Source organism: Streptomyces sp. N50, from assembly GCF_033335955.1.
Lineage (GTDB): Bacteria > Actinomycetota > Actinomycetes > Streptomycetales > Streptomycetaceae > Streptomyces.
The window spans coordinates 289,027-308,452 of sequence record NZ_CP137550.1 but is presented as its reverse complement, the minus strand read 5'-3'; the positions used below and the strand labels follow the sequence as shown (position 1 = coordinate 308,452).

Below are 19,426 nucleotides of genomic sequence, written 5' to 3'. Positions count from 1 at the left end.
CGCCGCCCCGCAGCCGCTGACCCGACGCCACAGCCTCTAGGAGCCGAACCTCAATGGCGGATGAAAGCAAGCTTCGCGACTATCTCAAGCGCGTCCTCGCCGAGGCACGCCGCTCCCAGCAGCGTGTGCTGGAACTTGAGACCGAGAAGTCGGAGCCGATCGCGATCGTCGGGATGGCGTGCCGGCTTCCGGGCGGGGTCGCCGGCCCCGAGGACCTGTGGCGATTGGCCACCGAGGGCCGGGACGGGGTCTCCGGCTTCCCCACCGACCGCGGCTGGGACCTGGAGAGCCTGTTCGACGAGGACCCTGAGCAGAGCGGCAAGTCGTACGTGACCCGCGGCGGATTCCTGCACGAGGCCGGGCTCTTCGACGCGGGCTTCTTCGGGATCTCACCGCGCGAGGCCGTGGCGATGGACCCGCAGCAGCGCCTGCTTCTGGAGACCTCGTGGGAGGCCATGGAGCGAGCGGGCGTCGACGCGACCGGACTCAAGGGAGCGGACGTCGGCGTCTTCGTCGGTGTCATCAACGAGGGCTACGCCACTGGCGGTCCGATCCCGCCCGAACTGGAAGGCTTCACCGGAACCGGCACCACCGGAAGCGTGGCCTCGGGCCGCATCTCGTACGTGTTCGGCTTCGAGGGCCCGGCCGTCACTGTCGACACGGCCTGCTCGTCCTCACTCGTCGCCATGCACCTGGCCGTGCAGGCGCTGCGCCGCGGGGAGTGCTCGATGGCGCTGGCCGGCGGCGCGACCGTGATGGCCGGCCCAGGCATGTTCATGGAGTTCTCGCGCCAGCGCGCCCTCGCCGCCGACGGCCGCTGCAAGTCGTACGCGGATGCGGCCGACGGTACGGGCTGGGCCGAGGGCGCGGGCATGGTCGTCCTGGAGCGGCTGTCGGAGGCACGCCGGAACGGCCACCGGGTGCTGGCGGTCGTGCGGGGTTCGGCGGTCAACCAGGACGGCGCCTCGAACGGCCTGACGGCCCCGAACGGGCCCTCTCAGCAGCGGGTGATTCTCAAGGCGCTCGCCGACGCGGGGCTGTCGACGGCTGATGTGGATGTGGTCGAGGGACACGGGACCGGGACGGTGCTGGGTGATCCGATCGAGGCGCAGGCTTTGCTGGCGACTTATGGTCAGGATCGGTCTGCTGAACGGCCGTTGTGGCTGGGTTCGTTGAAGTCGAACGTCGGTCACACGCAGGCGGCTGCGGGTGTTTCCGGTGTGATCAAGATGGTGGAGGCGCTGCGGCACGGTGTGATGCCGCCGACGTTGCATGTTGATGTTCCGTCGTCGCAGGTGGACTGGTCGGCGGGTGCGGTGGAGTTGTTGACGGAGGCGCGGGAGTGGCCGGTCACGGGTCGGCCGCGTCGGGCTGCGGTGTCGTCTTTTGGTGTGAGTGGGACGAACGCGCATCTGGTTCTGGAGGAGCCGCCGGCCGGGGAGGTGGAGGCGGTTGAGGTTCCGGTGGCTGATGGTGTGGTGCCGCTGGTGGTGTCGGCGCGGAGTGTGGGCGCGCTGGCGGGTCAGGCCGAGCGGCTGGTGTCTTTCATCGAGGCCGAGGACGGTACGACGCTGCCGCAGGTCGCGACAGCGCTCGCTTCGCGGCGTGCGGTGTTGTCGGAGCGGGCGGTGGTGGCGGCTGGTTCGCGGGGGGAGGCGTTGGCGGGGCTGCGTGCGCTGGCGCGCGGCGAGTCGAGTCCTCTTGTTGTCACCGGTGGTGGCAGTGCGGTGGCTGCGGGGCGGACGGTACTTGTCTTCCCGGGGCAGGGTTCGCAGTGGATCGGTATGGGTCGTGAACTCCTGGATTCCTCACCGGTGTTCGCGGAGCGGGTCGCCGAGTGCGCTGCGGTGCTTGAGCGTTGGGTCGACTGGTCGCTCGTCGATGTGCTGCGGGGGGACGCTCCAGCTGAACTCCTGGAGCGGGTCGATGTGGTGCAGCCCGCGAGCTTCGCGGTGATGGTCGGTCTTGCGGCCGTGTGGGCGTCCGTGGGTGTGGTGCCCGACGCGGTGGTCGGCCACTCCCAGGGCGAGATCGCCGCCGCGTGCGTATCCGGGGCGTTGTCGCTGGAGGACGCAGCCCGGATCGTGGCGGTGCGCAGCCAGGTCATCGCCGGGAGTCTCGCTGGCCGTGGAGGTATGGCCTCGGTGGCGCTGGCCGAGGAGGACGCGCTCAAGCGGCTGGAGCGCTGGGCGGGCCGGGTTGAGGTGGCGGCGGTCAACGGTCCGGCGTCCGTCGTCATCGCCGGTGACGCCGAAGCCCTCGACGAAGTGCTGGAGGTTCTTTCCGCAGATGGTGTGCGGGTACGTCGGGTGGCGGTGGACTACGCCTCCCACACCCGGCACGTCGAGGCGATCGAGGAGACCTTGGGCGAGGCCTTCGCCGACATCCGCGCTCAGGCGCCGCTGATTCCCTTCTACTCGACGGTGACCGGTGAATGGGTCCGCGAGGCCGGTGTCCTGGACGGCGGCTACTGGTACCGCAACCTGCGCGGTCAGGTCCGCTTCGGCCCTGCGATCGCGGCTCTCCTGGCCGAGGGCCACACGGTGTTCGTCGAGTCCAGTGCCCACCCCGTCCTGGTCCAGCCGGTCAGCGAGATCGTCGACCAAGCGGACGCCGATGCTGTGGTGAGTGGTTCGCTGCGCCGTGACGAAGGTGGTCCGCGCCGGCTGCTGACCTCGATGGCCGAACTGTTCGTCCGGGGCGTGCCCGTCGACTGGACCGGCATGCTCCCCGAGGGATTCACCGGCCAGGTCGACCTGCCGACCTACGCCTTCGACCATCAGCACTACTGGCTCCGGCTCGGCCCGGTCGGTGACGCCGCCTCTCTCGGCCTGGCGGGTACCGATCACCCGCTGATCGGGGGAGTCGTGGCGGTGCCGGAGACCGGTGGTGTGCTCTGCACTTCCCGCCTGTCGCTGCGTACGCACCCCTGGCTCGCCGACCACGCCGTGGGCGACACCGTCCTTGTGCCCGCCGCGGCCTTGGTGGAACTGGCTCTCCGGGCCGGTGACGAGGTCGGGTGCGGCACGCTGGACGAACTGGTCGTCGAGGCGCCGCTCGTGCTACCCCAGCAGGGCGGTGTCCGTGTCCAGGTCACCGTCGGCGGACCGGACGAGGACGGTGCTCGTACTGTCGCCGTCTACTCGACCCGTGAGGACGCCACCGGCGACACCGGTACCGATGCCTGGATCCGCCATGCCACCGGCACCCTCACGGCGGCCGCCGCTCCTGCCCCCGGTTTCGACTTCACCGCCTGGCCGCCCCCCGGCGCCCGACGCGTCGAGACGGGCGAGTTGTACTCCGAGCTGGCAGGCCAGGGCTACGCGTACGGCCCGGTGTTCCAGGGCGTACGGGGGATGTGGCGGCGCGGCGAGGAGGTATTCGCCGAACTCGCCGTACCGGATGAGGAGCGTGAGGAAGCGGGCCGGTTCGGTGTGCATCCCGCTCTGCTGGACGCCGTACTGCATCCCGTGCTTCTGGAGGCCGTGTCCGGCGGTGGGGACGCGGGCGAGGACGGGTTCCGGCAGCCTCTCGGCTGGCGCGGGCTGGGGCTGCACGCGGTCGGCGCGACCGTGCTGAGGGCGCGGATCGTGTCCACGGGAGAGGGGACCCTGTCGTTCGAGGCGGTCGACCAGGCCGGTGGTCCGGTCCTGACGGCGGACGCGGTGGAGTTACGGTCGCTGAGCCCCGAGCAGGTGCGGGCCGGTGCGGGTGCTCCGGCCGACGACGCGCTGTTCCGCGTCGAGTGGACCCAACTGCCCGGCACCAAGAGCACGTCGGCCGGGACCACGTCCTGGGCCGCGGTGTCCGGCGCGGGCGAGGTGACGGCCCTGGCCGAGGCGGTGGCGGCAGGCGGTGAACTGCCGACCGCCGTGCTGCTGCGGGCCGTCACCGTGGCCGACGACACTCCGGTGGATGTGACCAACCGGGTCCTCGCGGCCGTGCAGACATGGCTGGCCGCTCCGGGCCTCGACGCTGTCACGCTGGTCGTGGCGACCCGGGGCGCGGTGGGCGCCGGACCCGAGGGCGCGGTCACGGATCCCGCCGGCGGTGCGGTCTGGGGCCTGATCCGTGCCGCGCAGACCGAGAACCCCGACCGGATCGTCCTGCTCGACCTGGATCCGGAGATCCGGGCCACCGACCTCGTCCGCGATCCGGATCACCACGGCGACGCCACCGCAGGACTGCCTGCCGGCCTCGATTCCGTGATCGACGCGGTGCTCGGCTCAGGGGAACCCGAGGTCGCCGTGCGCGGCTCGGCTCTCTCGATCCCGCGGCTCGCCCGCGCCTCCGCCGCGGGGCGGACACAGGTGCCGGCGGACCTGGACCCGGCCGGCACCGTACTGATCACCGGCGGTACCGGCTCGCTGGCCGGCATCCTGGCCCGGCACCTCGTCGTGAACCACGGCGTACGGCACCTGCTGCTCGCCAGCCGCCGGGGCCGCGCCGCCGCCGGAGCGGACGAGCTGGTCGCCGAGCTGAGCGGACTCGGCGCGGCCGACGTCACGGTGGAGTCCTGCGACGTCACCGACCGGGACGCGCTGGCGGCGCTCATCGAGGCGATCCCGGCCGAGCACCCGCTGACCGCTGTCGTGCACACCGCGGGTATCGCGGACGCCGGTGTGATCGGCACGCTCGACCCGGCCCGGGTGGCGGAGGTCTTCGCACCGAAGGTGACGGCCGTCCGGCACCTGGACGAGCTGACCCGTGAACTCGCCCCGGAACTCAAGGTGTTCGTCGTCTTCTCCTCCGTCTCGTCCGTCTTCCTCGGCGCGGGCACCGGCAGTTACGCGGCAGCCAACGCCTATCTCGACGCGATCGCCCACCAGCGCCGGGCGGTGGGCCTGCCCGCCACCTCGCTGGCCTGGGGGCTCTGGGAGCAGACCGCCGGCGGTATGGCGGCCGGCATGGACGACCTCACCCGAAGCCGGATGAACCGGCGAGGCGGCGTACTGGCGATGACCCCCGCCGAGGGCATGGAACTCTTCGACGCGGCACTGCGCACCGGCGACGCCCTGCTCGTTCCGGCCAAGCTGGACCTGCGGGCGTTGCGTGCCGACGCGGCGGCGGGCCGTGGTGTCCCGACCCTGCTGCGCGGCCTGGTGCACACCGGCCGACGGCAGACACGTGCGGCGGCGGGGGAGAGCGGTGGCGGGCTCGCCGCCCGGCTCGTGGGGCTCGCGCCCGACGAGCAGGAGGCGCTGCTGCTGCAACTCGTCCGCTCGCAGGCGGCGACCGTGCTCGGACACCCGGGGCCCGAGAGCGTCCGGACCGAGAGCGCGTTCCGCGACTCCGGCTTCGACTCGCTGACCTCGGTCGAGCTGCGCAACCGCCTGCGCGAGGCGACCGGTCTCAAATTGGCCGCCACCGTCGTCTTCGACCACCCCACCCCGCTCGCCTTCGCCCGCTTCCTCCAGGGCGAGCTGGCTGAGGCGACCGGCGCGGCGCCGGCCGCCGGCGCACCGGTCCCGGTCCCGCTCGCCGACCCCGACGAGCCGATCGCGATCGTGGGGATGGCGTGCCGTCTGCCCGGAGGCGTGGAGAGCCCGCAGGACTTGTGGCGGCTGGTCAGCGAGGGCCGGGACGCGATGTCCGGCTTCCCGGACGACCGCGGCTGGGATGTGGAGGGCCTGTTCGACTCGGACCCGGACCAGGCCGGTACGTCGTACGTGAGCCAGGGCGGGTTCCTGTACGACGCGGGCCTGTTCGACGCGGGATTCTTCGGGATCTCGCCGCGTGAGGCCCTCGCGATGGACCCCCAGCAGCGGCTGCTTCTCGAAGGATCGTGGGAGGCGCTGGAACGGGCCGGGATCGCCCCGGACTCGCTCAAGGGCACGGACGCCGGTGTCTTCTTCGGCGTCATGGGCCAGGCGTACGGAGCGGGCGGCACCGTGCCCGCCGAACTGGAGGGCTTCACCGGCACCGGCGGCATGGGCAGCGTCGCCTCCGGCCGCGTGTCGTACGTGCTCGGTCTGCAGGGCCCGGCGGTGACCGTGGACACGGCCTGCTCGTCCTCGCTCGTCGCGGTGCACATGGCCGCCCAGTCGCTACGGCAGGGTGAGTGCTCGCTCGCCCTGGCCGGCGGCGCGACGGTGATGGCGACGCCGGGGACGTTCGTGGAGTTCTCGCGGCAGCGGGGTCTGGCGGTCGACGGCCGGTGCAAGTCGTACGCGGATGCTGCGGACGGAACGGGCTGGGCCGAGGGTGCGGGCGTGGTCGTACTGGAGCGTCTGTCGGAGGCGCGCAGGAACGGGCACCGGGTGCTGGCGGTCGTACGGGGTTCTGCCGTGAATCAGGACGGTGCGTCCAACGGCCTGACGGCGCCGAACGGTCTTTCGCAGCAACGCGTCATCCGCATGGCGCTCGCCAACGCCGGTCTGTCGACGTCGGACGTGGACATGGTCGAGGGACACGGGACCGGCACGGTCCTGGGCGACCCGATCGAGGCGCAGGCCCTGCTGGCGACGTACGGGCGGGATCGCGATCCGGAGCGCCCGCTCTGGCTGGGCTCCCTGAAGTCGAACATCGGCCACACACAGATGGCGGCCGGTGTCGCGGGCGTCATCAAGATGGTGGAGGCGCTGCGGCACGGCGTGATGCCGCCCACCCTGCATGTCGACGCCCCGTCGTCGCAGGTGGACTGGTCGGCGGGTGCGGTGGAACTCCTCGCGGAGCCGCGGGACTGGCCGGAGACGGACCGGCCGCGTCGGGCGGGCGTCTCGGGCTTCGGCGTGAGCGGCACGAACGCGCACGTGATCCTGGAGCAGGCGCCGGAGCCCGAGCCGACACCTGAGGTTGAGCCTGAGCCGACGGTGGATGTCGTCGGCGGTGCGGTGCCGTTGGTGGTGTCCGCCAGGAGTGTCCAGTCCCTGGCGGGGCAGGCCGAACGGCTCGCGTCCTTCGTGGAGTTGGGCGAGGAAGTGCCGTTGGGCACCGTGGCAGGGGCGTTGGTCGCCCAGCGGGCGGTGCTGTCCGAGCGTGCGGTGGTGGTTGCCGGTTCGCGTGAGGAGGCGTTGGCGGGGCTTGGTGCGCTGGCGCGGGGCGAGTCGATCCCTGGTCTGGTCAGCGGGAGCGCCGGCGATTCGGTTCGTACGGTGGTGGTGTTTCCGGGTCAGGGTTCGCAGCGGGTGGGGATGGGCCGTGAACTGTACGAGCGGTACCCGGTGTTCGCGGCGGCCTTTGATGAGGCGTGTGCCGTGCTGGATGCGCAACTGTCGGGTTGGGTGGAGCACTCGGTCAGGGATGTGGTTCTGGGTGATGCCGGTGATCTGAGCCGGACGGTGTTCACGCAGGCGGCCCTGTTCGCCGTGGAAACTGCCCTGTTCCGTCTGGTCGAGTCATGGGGTGTCAAGCCGGATGCGGTGATGGGCCACTCGATCGGTGAGATCACCGCGGCGCATGTGGCCGGAGTGTTGTCGCTTGCGGATGCGGCTGCCGTGGTGGCGGCTCGGGGTCGGCTGATGGAGGCACTTCCGGCGGGTGGCGCGATGGTGGCCGTGGCGGCGTCGGAGGCGGAAGTCGCCGGGCTGCTGGGCGACGGTGTGGGCCTGGCGGCGGTCAACGGTCCGGCGTCCGTGGTCCTTTCGGGCGTCGAGGACGCTGTGCTGGCGGTGGCGGCGAAGCTGGCGGAGTCGGGTCGTAAGACGAAGCGGCTAAGCGTTTCGCATGCGTTCCATTCGGTGTTGATGGAGCCGATGCTGGACGAGTTCGCTGCCGCGCTGTCTCAAGTGACGTGGTCGGAGCCGGAGTTGGCTCTGGTGTCGAACGTGACGGGGCGGCTTGCGGAGCCTGGTCAGCTCACCGACCCGCAGTACTGGGTGGATCATGTCCGTCGTCCGGTGCGTTTCGCGGACGGTGTCACGGCCGCGGCCGGCGACGGGGACGTCGTCTTCGTCGAACTCGGCCCGGGTGCGGCGCTGTCGAGTGTCGTGGGGGAGTCCGCTGGTGAGCGGGCGTCGTGTGTCGCGGCTCTGCGCGACGGTCGTCCCGAGGCGCAGTCTCTTCTCGCGGCAGTCGCCGAGGTCTTCGTGCACGGAGGGTCGGTCGACTGGGCCGGCATGCTGCCGGTCGCCGGTGCTTCGTACCTCGACCTTCCGACGTATGCCTTCGACCACCAGCACTACTGGCTCCGCCCCACTCCTGCGGTCGACGCCGTCGCGCTCGGCCTCGCCGGTACGGCGCATCCGATGCTCGGTGCGGTGGTGAGGCTGCCGCAGTCGGACGGGCTGCTCTTCACCTCGCGGTTGTCCCTGCGTACGCATGCCTGGCTCGCGGACCATGCTGTCGGCGGGGTCGTCCTCGTCCCCGGTACCGGGCTGGTCGAGCTGGCGGTCCGGGCCGGTGACGAGGTCGGCTGCGGCACGCTCGACGAACTGGTCATCGAGGCGCCCCTCGTCGTCCCCGCCCAGGGCGGTGTCCGCGTCCAGGTCGCTGTCGGCGGCCCCGACGAGCACGGCGCACGCGCCGTCGACATCTACTCGACCCGCGACGAGGGCACGGAGGGCAGCGGCGCCGACGTGTGGATCCGGCACGCCACCGGCCGGCTGGCGCGGGAGGCCGCCGCGCGTGCGGCAACGGTCGACTTCGCCGCCTGGCCGCCGCCCGGCGCCCAGCGCGTCGAGGTGGACGTCGACGACTTCTACGCGGGTCTGATCCGGATGGGCTACACGTACGGTCCGGCGTTCCAGGGTCTGCGTGCGGTGTGGCGGCGTGGCGAGGAGGTCTTCGCCGACATCGCCCTGCCGGAGGACCAGCGCGACAGCGCCACCAGGTTCGGCATCCACCCCGCTCTGCTGGACGCCGCCCTGCACTCCAACGGGTTCATCCAGCCGGTCGACGCCCCTGGCGGAGTGGACCGGTCCCGGACCGTGCTGCCGTTCGCCTGGAACGGTCTGGCGCTGCACGCCACCGGTGCTTCGGTGCTGCGGGTGCGGGTGGCGCCGTCCGGGCCGGACACCGTGTCGTTGCAGGCGGCCGACGAGACCGGCGGTCTCGTCCTGACCACGGACTCACTCGTGTTCCGGGAGGTCTCCGCCGAGCAACTGGAGGCGGCCGGCGCGGAGGGTGACGACGCCCTGTTCGGTGTGGAGTGGACCGAGTTGCCCGCCGCGACCGCGCGTACGGCCGCGCCGGTGCCGTCCTGGGCACCGGTCGCCACCGCCAACGACGTCGCGGCGCTGGGCACCCGAGACGAAGTGCCGTCGGCAGTGGTCGTACGAGCGGTCGCTGCGGAGGACGACGACGCACTCGGACTCACCGCCCGCGTGCTCGGCGTGCTCCAGGCATGGCTGGTGGCCCCGGCCTTCGAGAGCGGCAGGCTGGTGGTGGTCACTCAGGGCGCGGTGCCGGCCGGCGGCGACGGTGACGTCACCGACCCGGCCGGCGCAGCCGTCTGGGGTCTCATCCGCACGGCCCAGGCCGAGAACCCCGATCGGATCGTCCTCCTGGACACCGAAGACAGTGCCTTCGAGGGCGACCTGGGCGTGGCGCTGGCCAGCGGTGAGCCCCAACTCGCCGTTCGCGGCGCGACGTTGGCCGTGCCGCGTCTGGTGCGGGCCGCCGTCGTCGAGTCGGTCGGGGGCCTTGCTCCGGTTGTCGGGGCACGGTGCTGGTGACCGGTGGTACGGGGTCGCTGGGCGCGTTGGTGGCCCGTCATCTGGTGTCCGAGCACGGTGCGCGGCATCTGCTTCTGGCGAGTCGGCGTGGTGCGGATGCCGAGGGCGCGCCCGAACTGGTCGCGGAACTGCGGGAGTTGGGTGCGGAGTCGGTGGCGGTGGCGGCGTGTGACGTCGCCGACCGGGATGCCGTGGCCGCGCTCCTCGATTCCGTCGCCGACGAGCATCCGCTCTCCGGGGTCGTGCACACGGCCGGTGTGTTGGACGACGGTGTGATCGGTGCGCTGTCGCCGGGACGGTTGGCGTATGTGTTCGGGCCGAAGGTGGCGGCCGTAGACCACTTGGACGAGTTGACCCGGGGCTTGGACTTGTCGGTGTTCGCGGTGTTCTCTTCCGCGTCGGGTCTGTTCGGTTCGGCTGGTCAGGGCAATTACGCGGCGGCGAATGCCTACGTGGACGCGGTGGCTCATCGGCGCCGGGCGGCGGGCCTGCCGGGTACCTCACTCGCCTGGGGCCCGTGGGAGCAGACCGCCGGAATGACCGCGGGAACCGAGGCGGCCCAGCGCACCCGAACCAACCGGCGTGGCGGCATCGTGCCGCTCCGGCCGAAGGAGGGGCTGGCCCTCTTCGACGCGGCACTGAGCGGTGACCGAGCGCTGTTCGTGCCGATCGACCTGGATCTGCGGGCCGTTCGCGCCGAGGCGGCGACGGGCGGCGGCGTGCCACCCCTGCTGCGGGGCCTGGTCCGAGGCACCCGCCAGGTGGTGCGAGCCGCGTCCGGTGACCACGGTGACGCCCTGCGCCGCCGGCTGGCCGGGCGCGCCCGGGCCGAGCAGGAGGCCGTGCTCCTCGACCTTCTTCGCACCCAGGTGGCGACGGTGCTGGGGCACAGCGGTCCGGAGGGGGTCGTGGCCGGTACGCGGTTCAAGGACGCCGGCTTCGACTCGCTCACCTCGGTCGAGCTGCGTAACCGCCTCCGCGAGGCCACCGGCCTCAACCTGGCCGCGACAGCGGTCTTCGACTACCCGACCCCCCTCGCACTGGCCCGCCACGTACACGCCCAACTCCTCCCGGACGGCGCGAAGAGCGGAACGGAGGTCGACGAAGAGCGGCTGCGTCACGTCCTGGCCTCCCTCCCACTGGTCCGGATCAGGGAGGCCGGACTGCTGGACGCCCTGGTGGAGCTGGCCGCCCTCGACACCGCCGCGTCCGGTGCCGGGCAGCCGGACGAGACCGACGGGCCGGAGACGCTCGCCGGTCTGGACGTCGACGACCTCGTGCAACTGGCGCTCGGTGACAGCGACGAGGACCTCGAAGACTGATGCGGTACCTACTGATGAGGACAGCTGAGTGAGTACTTCATATGAGAAGGTCGTCGAGGCGCTGCGGAAGTCGCTCGAAGAGGTCGGCTCGCTGAAGAAGCGCAACCGCCAACTCGTCAACGCCTCACGGGAACCGATCGCGATCGTGGGCATGGCGTGCCGCCTGCCGGGCGGTGTGGCGAGTCCCGAGGACCTGTGGCGGCTGGTCACCGAGAACCGTGACGGTGTCTCCGGCTTCCCGGCCGACCGAGGCTGGGATCTGGACGGCCTGTTCGACGCGGACCCCGAGAAGACCGGCACGTCCTACGTCGACCAGGGCGGATTCCTGCACGAGGCGGGCCTGTTCGATGGCGGCCTCTTCGGGATCTCACCCCGTGAGGCCCTCGCGATGGACCCCCAGCAGCGACTGCTCCTGGAGACCTCGTGGGAGGCCCTGGAACGGGCCGGGATCGACCCCGAGACCCTGAAGGGCACCGACGTCGGCGTCTTCAGCGGCATCATGGGCGTCGACTACTTCGCGGGCGGCAACGTGCCCCCCGAACTGGAGGGGTTCACCGGCACGGGAGCGGCGGCCAGTGTGGCCTCGGGCCGGGTCTCCTACGTCTTCGGCTTCGAAGGCCCCGCGGTCACGCTCGACACGGCCTGCTCGTCGTCCCTGGTGGCCATCCACCTCGCCGTCCAGGCGCTGCGCCGCGGTGAGTGCTCGATGGCGCTGGCCGGCGGCGCGACCGTGATGGCCACTCCCGGTCTCTTCATCGACTTCTCGCGCCAGCGCGGGCTCGCCTCCGACGGCCGGTGCAAGTCGTACGCGGATGCCGCGGACGGTACGGGCTGGGCCGAGGGCGCCGGTGTCGTCGTCCTGGAGCGGCTGTCCGAGGCCCGGGCCAAGGGCCACAAGGTGCTGGCGGTCGTCCGTGGCTCGGCGGTCAACCAGGACGGTGCGTCCAACGGCCTGACAGCGCCCAACGGCCCCTCGCAGCAGCGCGTCATCCGCAAGGCACTCGCCAACGCGGGCCTGTCGACGTCGGACGTGGACGTGGTCGAGGGGCACGGCACGGGTACCGTCCTGGGCGACCCGATCGAGGCGCAGGCTTTGCTGGCGACTTACGGTCAGGACCGGCCTGCCGAACGGCCGTTGTGGCTGGGTTCGTTGAAGTCGAACGTCGGTCACACCCAGGCCGCTGCGGGTGTCGCGGGCGTTATCAAGATGGTGGAGGCGCTGCGGCACGGCGTGATGCCGCCCACCCTGCATGTCGATGCCCCGTCGTCGCAGGTGGACTGGTCGGCGGGCGCGGTGGAGGTGCTGGCCGAGGCACGTGAGTGGCCGGAGACGGACCGGCCGCGTCGGGCGGGCGTCTCGGGCTTCGGCGTCAGCGGGACGAACGCGCACGTGATCCTGGAGCAGGCACCGGAACCCGAGCCGGAACCGGCAGAGCACGCCAAGAGCGAGGGCACCGTGCCCCTGGTGATCTCGGCGGCCTCCGCGGAATCACTGTCCGGACAGGCCGAGCGCCTCGCCGCCCTGCTCGAGTCGTCCGACAGCGTGTCTCTGCCGGACGTGGCGGGGGCGTTGGTCGCTCAGCGGGCGGTGTTGTCCGAGCGCGCTGTGGTCGTGCCCGGTTCGCGTGAGGACGCGCTTGCGGGGTTGAGTGCGCTGGCGCGGGGCGAGTCGAGTGCTCTCGTTGTTGCCGGTGGCGCTGCGGGGACTGTTCGTACGGTGGTGGTGTTTCCGGGTCAGGGTTCGCAGCGGGTGGGGATGGGCCGTGAACTGTACGAGCGGTATCCGGTGTTCGCGGCGGCCTTCGATGAGGCGTGTGCCGTGCTGGATGCGCAACTGTCGGGTTGGGTGGAGCACTCGGTCAGGGATGTGGTTCTGGGTGATGCCGGTGATCTGAGCTGGACGGTGTTCACTCAGGCAGGGTTGTTCGCCGTGGAAACTGCCTTGTTCCGTCTGGTGGAGTCGTGGGGTGTGCAGCCGGATGCGGTGATGGGGCACTCGATCGGTGAGATCGTGGCGGCGCATGTGGCCGGGGTGCTGTCGCTTGCGGATGCGGCTGCGGTCGTGGCGGCGCGTGGCCGGCTCATGCAGGCGTTGCCCTCGGGTGGCGCGATGGTGGCCGTGGCGGCGTCGGAGGCGGAAGTCGCCGAGCTGCTGGGCGAGGGCGTGGATCTGGCCGCGGTCAACGGCCCGGCGTCCGTGGTCCTTTCGGGCGTCGAGGACGCCGTTCTAGCGGTGGCGGCGAAGCTCGCGGAGTCGGGCCGTAAGACGAAGCGGCTAAGCGTTTCGCATGCGTTCCATTCGGTTCTGATGGAGCCGATGCTGGACGAGTTCGCCGCCGAGCTGTCTCAAGTGACCTGGTCGGAGCCGGAGTTGGCTCTGGTGTCGAATGTGACCGGTCGGCTTGCGGAGCCCGGTCAGCTCACGGACCCGCAGTATTGGGTCGATCATGTCCGTCGTCCGGTGCGTTTCGCCGATGGTGTGGTGTCTGCGGCCGGCGACGGGGACGTCGTCTTCGTTGAACTGGGCCCGGGTGCGGCGCTGTCGAGTGTCGTGGGGGAGTCCGCTGGTGAGCGGGCGGCTTGCGTTGCCGCCCTGCGCGACGGCCGCCCCGAGGCGCAGACCCTCCTCACCGCCACCGCCGAACTGTTTGTCCGGGGCGTCCCCGTCGGCTGGAGTGAGGTCCTTCCGGCCGGTGCCGGGAACGGCCGGGTCGATCTGCCGACGTACGCCTTCGACCACCAGCACTACTGGCTCCCCGCTACTCCCGCCACCGATGTCTCCTCGCTCGGTCAGGGCAAGGCCGACCACCCGATGCTCGGTGCGGTGGTGAGGCTGCCGCAGTCGGACGGGCTGGTCTTCACTTCTCGTCTCTCTCTCCGTACGCATGCCTGGCTCGCGGACCATGCTGTCGGCGGGGTCGTCCTCGTCCCCGGTACCGGGCTGGTCGAGCTGGCGGTCCGGGCCGGTGACGAGGTCGGCTGCGGCACGCTCGACGAACTGGTCATCGAGGCGCCCCTCGTCGTCCCCGCCCAGGGCGGTGTCCGCGTCCAGGTCGCCGTCGGCGGCCCCGACGAGCACGGCGCACGTACCGTCGAGGTGTACTCCGCCCGCGAGGACGCCGAGGCCGATGGAGCCGGTGTGTGGATCCGGCACGCGTCCGGAATGCTGGCGCCGACGACGGTCGCCGCGCCCGCTGCGAAGTTCGACTTCGGCGCCTGGCCGCCGCCCGGAGCCCAGCCGATGGACATCAACGGCGGCTACGACCTGCTCGCGCGCGCGGGCTACGCGTACGGGGAGTCGTTCCAGTGCGTGCGTGCCGTTTGGCGGCGCGGCGAGGAGGTCTTCGCCGAGGTCGCTCTGCCGGAGGAACTGCGTGACGGCGCGGCCCGGTTCGGTATCCACCCGGGACTGCTCGACGCCGCCCTGCACTCCAGCATGCTCAACGCGGCCGCCGCCCTCCGCGGCCGGGTGCCGGACGACACGCAGGCCGACGAGCCCGTCGTACGGCTTCCGTTCGCCTGGAAGGGGCTGGCGCTGCACGCCGCCGGAGCTTCCTCCATCCGGGCGCGGGTCGTGCAACTCGCGCCGGACACCATGGAATTGGAGGCGGTCGACGACGCGGGCGGTCTCGTCCTCAGGCTGGACTCCCTGGTCTCCCGGGCCATCTCCGCCGAGCAGTTGGAGGCCGCGGCCGGTACCGCACCGGGCGGTGACTCCCTGTTCACGGTCGAGTGGACGGAACTGTCCGCCCCGGCGCCGGCCCCGGAGACCGGGATGCCGTCCGCCCCGCCGCAGTTCACCGTCGTCGAGGCCGTCTCCGTCGGTGACACCGACGCGCGCGCCGAAACTCCCTACGCACTCACCAGCCGTGTACTGGAGGCAGTTCAGGCCTGGTTGGCCGACGAGACGGCCGATGAGGCCTCGCGGCTCGTCGTACGTACCCGGGGCGCCGTCGCCGCCGGCGGTGACGCGGCGGTCAACGACCCCGCAGGCTCGGCCGTTTGGGGCCTGGTCCGGGCCGCGCAGGCGGAGAACCCTGACCGGATCGTGCTCATCGACTCCGAAGTGCCCTGCTCCGATGGCGAGTTGAGCGCCGTACTGGACACCGGCGAACCCCAGGTCGCAGTCCGCGGTACCCAGCTTCTCGTCCCCCGGCTCGCGGTGGCCGACGTGTCGGTGCCCGCACCCGATCGCACGGTTCTGGACCCGGAAGGCACCGTCCTGGTGACCGGCGGCACCGGGTCTCTCGGTGCGGTGCTGGCCCGTCACTTGGTCACCCGGTACGGCATCCGCCGCCTTGTCCTGACCAGCCGGCGCGGCCTGGAGGCGGACGGCGCCCGCGATCTCGTGGCCGAACTGCGAGCCCTGGGTGCGGAGTCGGTCGACGTCCCGGCCTGTGACGTGACCCACCCGGAGGCTCTGGCCGCCCTCCTCACCGAGTTCTCCGGGTCCGGGCACCGGCTCACTGCCGTCGTCCACGCCGCGGGCGTCTTCGACGGCGGGGTGATCGGCGACATCAGCCCTGAGCGGATGGCCCGCGCGTTCGCGCCGAAGGTCACCGCTCTTCAGCAGTTGGACGAGCTGACGCGCCAACTCGTCCCGGATCTCGACGCGTTCGTCGTCTACTCCTCCGTCTCCGCTGTCTTTCTGGGCGCGGGCACGGGCAGTTACGCGGCTGCCAACGCCTTCATGGACGGCCTGATGGCCAGGCGTCGAGCCGATGGCCTGCCGGCCCTGTCCCTCGCCTGGGGACCGTGGGAGCAGTCCTCCGGCATGGGCGCCGAACTGGACGAGCTGGCGCGGAGCCGGATGAACCGGCGCGGTGGTGTGCAGCCCCTGTCGGCGGACGAAGGCCTTGCGCTGTTCGATGCCGCCCTGCACAGCGACCGTTCCCTTCTCGTCCCGGCCAAGCTGGACCTGCACGCCCTGCGCGCCGCCGCCACGGCCGGCGCCGGGGTGCCGCCGCTGCTGCGCGACCTGGTGCGGCCGTCTCGCCGGCAGGCGGCTCGTGGGGCGACGCAGGACGGTGGCAGCGGGCTCGCCGCGCGGCTGGCCGGGCTTGCGCCCGCCGAGCGGGAGGCGCTGCTTCTCGACCTCGTCCGTACCCGTGTCGCCGCCGTGCTCGGGCACGCGGGTGCCGGGAAGGTGGTGGCGGAACGGGCGTTCAAGGACGCCGGCTTCGACTCGCTCACCTCGGTCGAACTGCGCAACCGCCTGCGCGAGGCCACCGGCCTCAGCCTCCCCGCCACGGTCGTCTTCGACTACCCCACCCCGCTCGCCCTGGCGCGTTTCCTGGACGGCGAGCTGGACGGGACGGGGGTCGCGCTGACCGCGGCGGGTGCGGTGACGCCGGCCTCGGCGGTCGCGCACGATCCGGACGACCCGGTGGCGGTCGTCGGCATGGCCTGCCGCCTGCCCGGCGGGGTGGCGAGCCCCGAGGACCTGTGGCGGCTGGTCAGCGAGGGCCGCGACGGGGTGTCCGGCTTCCCGGACGACCGCGGCTGGGGTCTGGACAAGCTCTTCGACAGCGATCCCGAGAACGAGGGGACCTCGTACGTCGACCAGGGCGGCTTCCTGTACGAGGCCGGCCAGTTCGACCCCGCGTTCTTCGGGATATCCCCGCGCGAGGCCACGGCGATGGACCCGCAGCAGCGCTTGCTGCTGGAGACGTCGTGGGAGGCCCTGGAGCGGGCAGGCATCGACCCGGGCACGCTCAAGGACGCGGACGTCGGCGTCTTCAACGGCATCATGGGCGTCGACTACTACGCGGGCGGCAACGTCCCCGCGGAGCTGGGCGGCTTCGCGCTGACCGGCACCGGAGCGAGCGTGGCGTCAGGCCGCATCTCGTACGTGTTCGGGTTCGAGGGACCGGCGGTGACCGTCGACACTGCCTGCTCGTCCTCCCTCGTCGCCCTCCACCTCGCCGCCCAGGCGCTGCGGCAGGGCGAGTGCTCGCTGGCCCTGGCCGGCGGCTCGACCGTGATGTCGAGCCCGAGCATGTTCATGGAGTTCTCCCGGCAGCGGGCACTCGCGTCCGACGGCCGGTGCAAGTCGTACGCGGACGCCGCCGACGGTACGGGCTGGGCCGAGGGCGCCGGCGTGGTCGTACTGGAGCGGCTGTCGGAGGCACGCCGCAACGGCCACCCGGTCCTGGCCGTGCTGCGCGGCAGCGCGGTCAACCAGGACGGCGCGTCCAACGGTCTCACCGCCCCCAACGGACCCTCCCAGCAGCGCGTCATCCGCAAGGCCCTCGCGGCGGCCGGCCTGTCGACGGCCGATGTCGACCTGGTGGAGGGCCACGGCACCGGCACCGTACTCGGCGACCCGATCGAGGCACAGGCCCTGCTCGCCACCTACGGGCGCGGCCGGCCCGCCGACCGGCCGCTCTGGCTGGGCTCGCTGAAGTCGAACATCGGCCATGCCCAAGCAGCCGCCGGTGTCTCGGGCGTGATCAAGACCGTGCAGGCGCTGCGGCACGGCGTCATGCCCGCGACCCTCCACGTGGACGCGCCCTCCGCGCAGGTCGACTGGACGGCCGGCGCCGTCGAACTGCTCACCGAGGCCCGGGCCTGGCCGGAGGTCGAGCGGCCTCGCCGGGCGGCGGTGTCCTCCTTCGGCCTGAGCGGCACCAACGCGCACGTGATCCTGGAGCAGGCGCCGGAGTTCGAAGAGGCGTCTGAGCCGACATCTGAGCCTGAGCCGACATCCGAGCCTGAGCCGACGGTGGATGTCGCCGACGGTCCGCTGCCGTTGGTGGTGTCGGCGCGGAGCACGGGTGCTCTGGCAGGTCAGGCGGAGCGGTTGCTGGCGTTCCTCGGTGGCCACGAGGTCCCTCTGCCGGACGTGGCGGGTGCGTTGGTCGCTCAGCGGGCGGTGTTGCCGGAGCGTGCGGTAGTGGTTGCCGGTTCGCGTGAGGACGCGCTTGCCGGGTTGGGTGCGCTGGCGCGGGGCGAGTCGGCTGCGCGGGTGGTGACGGCCGGTGCGCCGTCGGCCGAGGCGTCGAAAGTCGTGCTGGTGTTTCCGGGTCAGGGTTCGCAGCGGGTGGGGATGGGCCGTGAACTGTACGAGCGGTACCCGGTGTTCGCGGAAGCCTTCGATGAGGCGTGTGCCGTGCTGGACGGTGAGTTGTCGGGCTGGGTGGAGCACTCGGTCCGGGATGTGGTTCTGGGTGATGCCGGTGATCTGAGCTGGACGGTGTTCACGCAGGCGGGGTTGTTCGCCGTGGAGACGGCTCTGTTCCGGCTGGTCGAGTCGTGGGGCGTGAAGCCGGATGCGGTGATGGGCCACTCCATCGGTGAGATCGTGGCGGCGCACGTTGCCGGGGTGTTGTCGCTTGCGGATGCGGCTGCGGTGGTGGCGGCGCGTGGCCGGCTCATGCAGGCGTTGCCGTCGGGTGGTGCGATGGTGGCCGTGGCGGCGTCGGAGGCGGAGGTCGCCGGGCTGCTGGGCGAGGGTGTGGATCTGGCGGCGGTCAACGGTCCCGCGTCGGTGGTCCTTTCGGGCGTCGAGGACGCTGTGCTGGCGGTGGCGGCGAAGCTGGCGGAGTCGGGTCGTAAGACGAAGCGTCTGACTGTCTCGCACGCGTTCCATTCGGTGTTGATGGAGCCGATGCTGGACGAGTTCGCTGCCGCGCTGTCCCAAGTGTCGTGGTCGGAGCCGGAGTTGGCTCTGGTGTCGAACGTGACGGGGCGGCTTACGGAGCCTGGTCAGCTCACCGACCCGCAGTACTGGGTCGATCATGTCCGTCGTCCGGTGCGTTTCGCCGACGGTGTGGCGTCTGTGGCCGGCGACGGGGACGTCGTCTTCGTCGAACTCGGCCCGGGTGCGGCGCTGTCGAGTGTCGTGGGGGAGTCCGCTGGTGAGCGGGCAGCCTGTGTCGCGGCTCTGCGCGACGGCCGCCCCGAGGCGCAGACCCTCCTCACCGCGACCGCCGAGGTCTTCGTCCACGGCGGCTCGGTCGACTGGCCGAAGGCGCTGCCGGTTACGGGTGCTTCGCACCTCGACCTGCCGACGTACGCCTTCGACCACCAGCACTACTGGCTCCCGGCGGGCGGCCCCGGCGCGGGTGGCGACGTCGCATCGCTCGGTCTGACCGGCACTGATCACCCCCTGATCGGCGCGTTCGTCGAGGTGCCGGAGACCGGCGGTGTGCTCTGCACCTCCCGCCTGTCGCTCCGTACCCACCCGTGGCTCGCCGATCACGCCGTGGGCGACACCGTGCTCATGCCCGGCACCGGACTGGTGGAACTGGCCGTTCGCGCGGGCGACGAGGTCGGGTGCGGCACGCTGGACGAACTGGTCATCGAGGCGCCCCTCGTCCTGCCCGAGCAGGGCGGCGTCCGCGTCCAGATCAGCGTGGGCGGACCCGACGAGACCGGAGCCCGCGCCGTCGCCGTCTACTCGACCCCCGAGGACGCCACCGGCGAGCCCTGGACCCGCCACGCCACCGGCACGCTCACGGCGACCGCCGCCGTTGCCGCCCCCGGCTT

General features: G+C 71.8%; 1 pseudogene. It reads left to right on the top strand.

The annotated features are described in order from the left end of the window. Window positions 1–53: 53 nt before the first annotated feature. Window positions 54–19,298: pseudogene (locus R2B38_RS51425) on the top strand (SDR family NAD(P)-dependent oxidoreductase); the annotation flags it as partial. Between the last annotated feature and the right edge of the window lie 128 nt (window positions 19,299–19,426).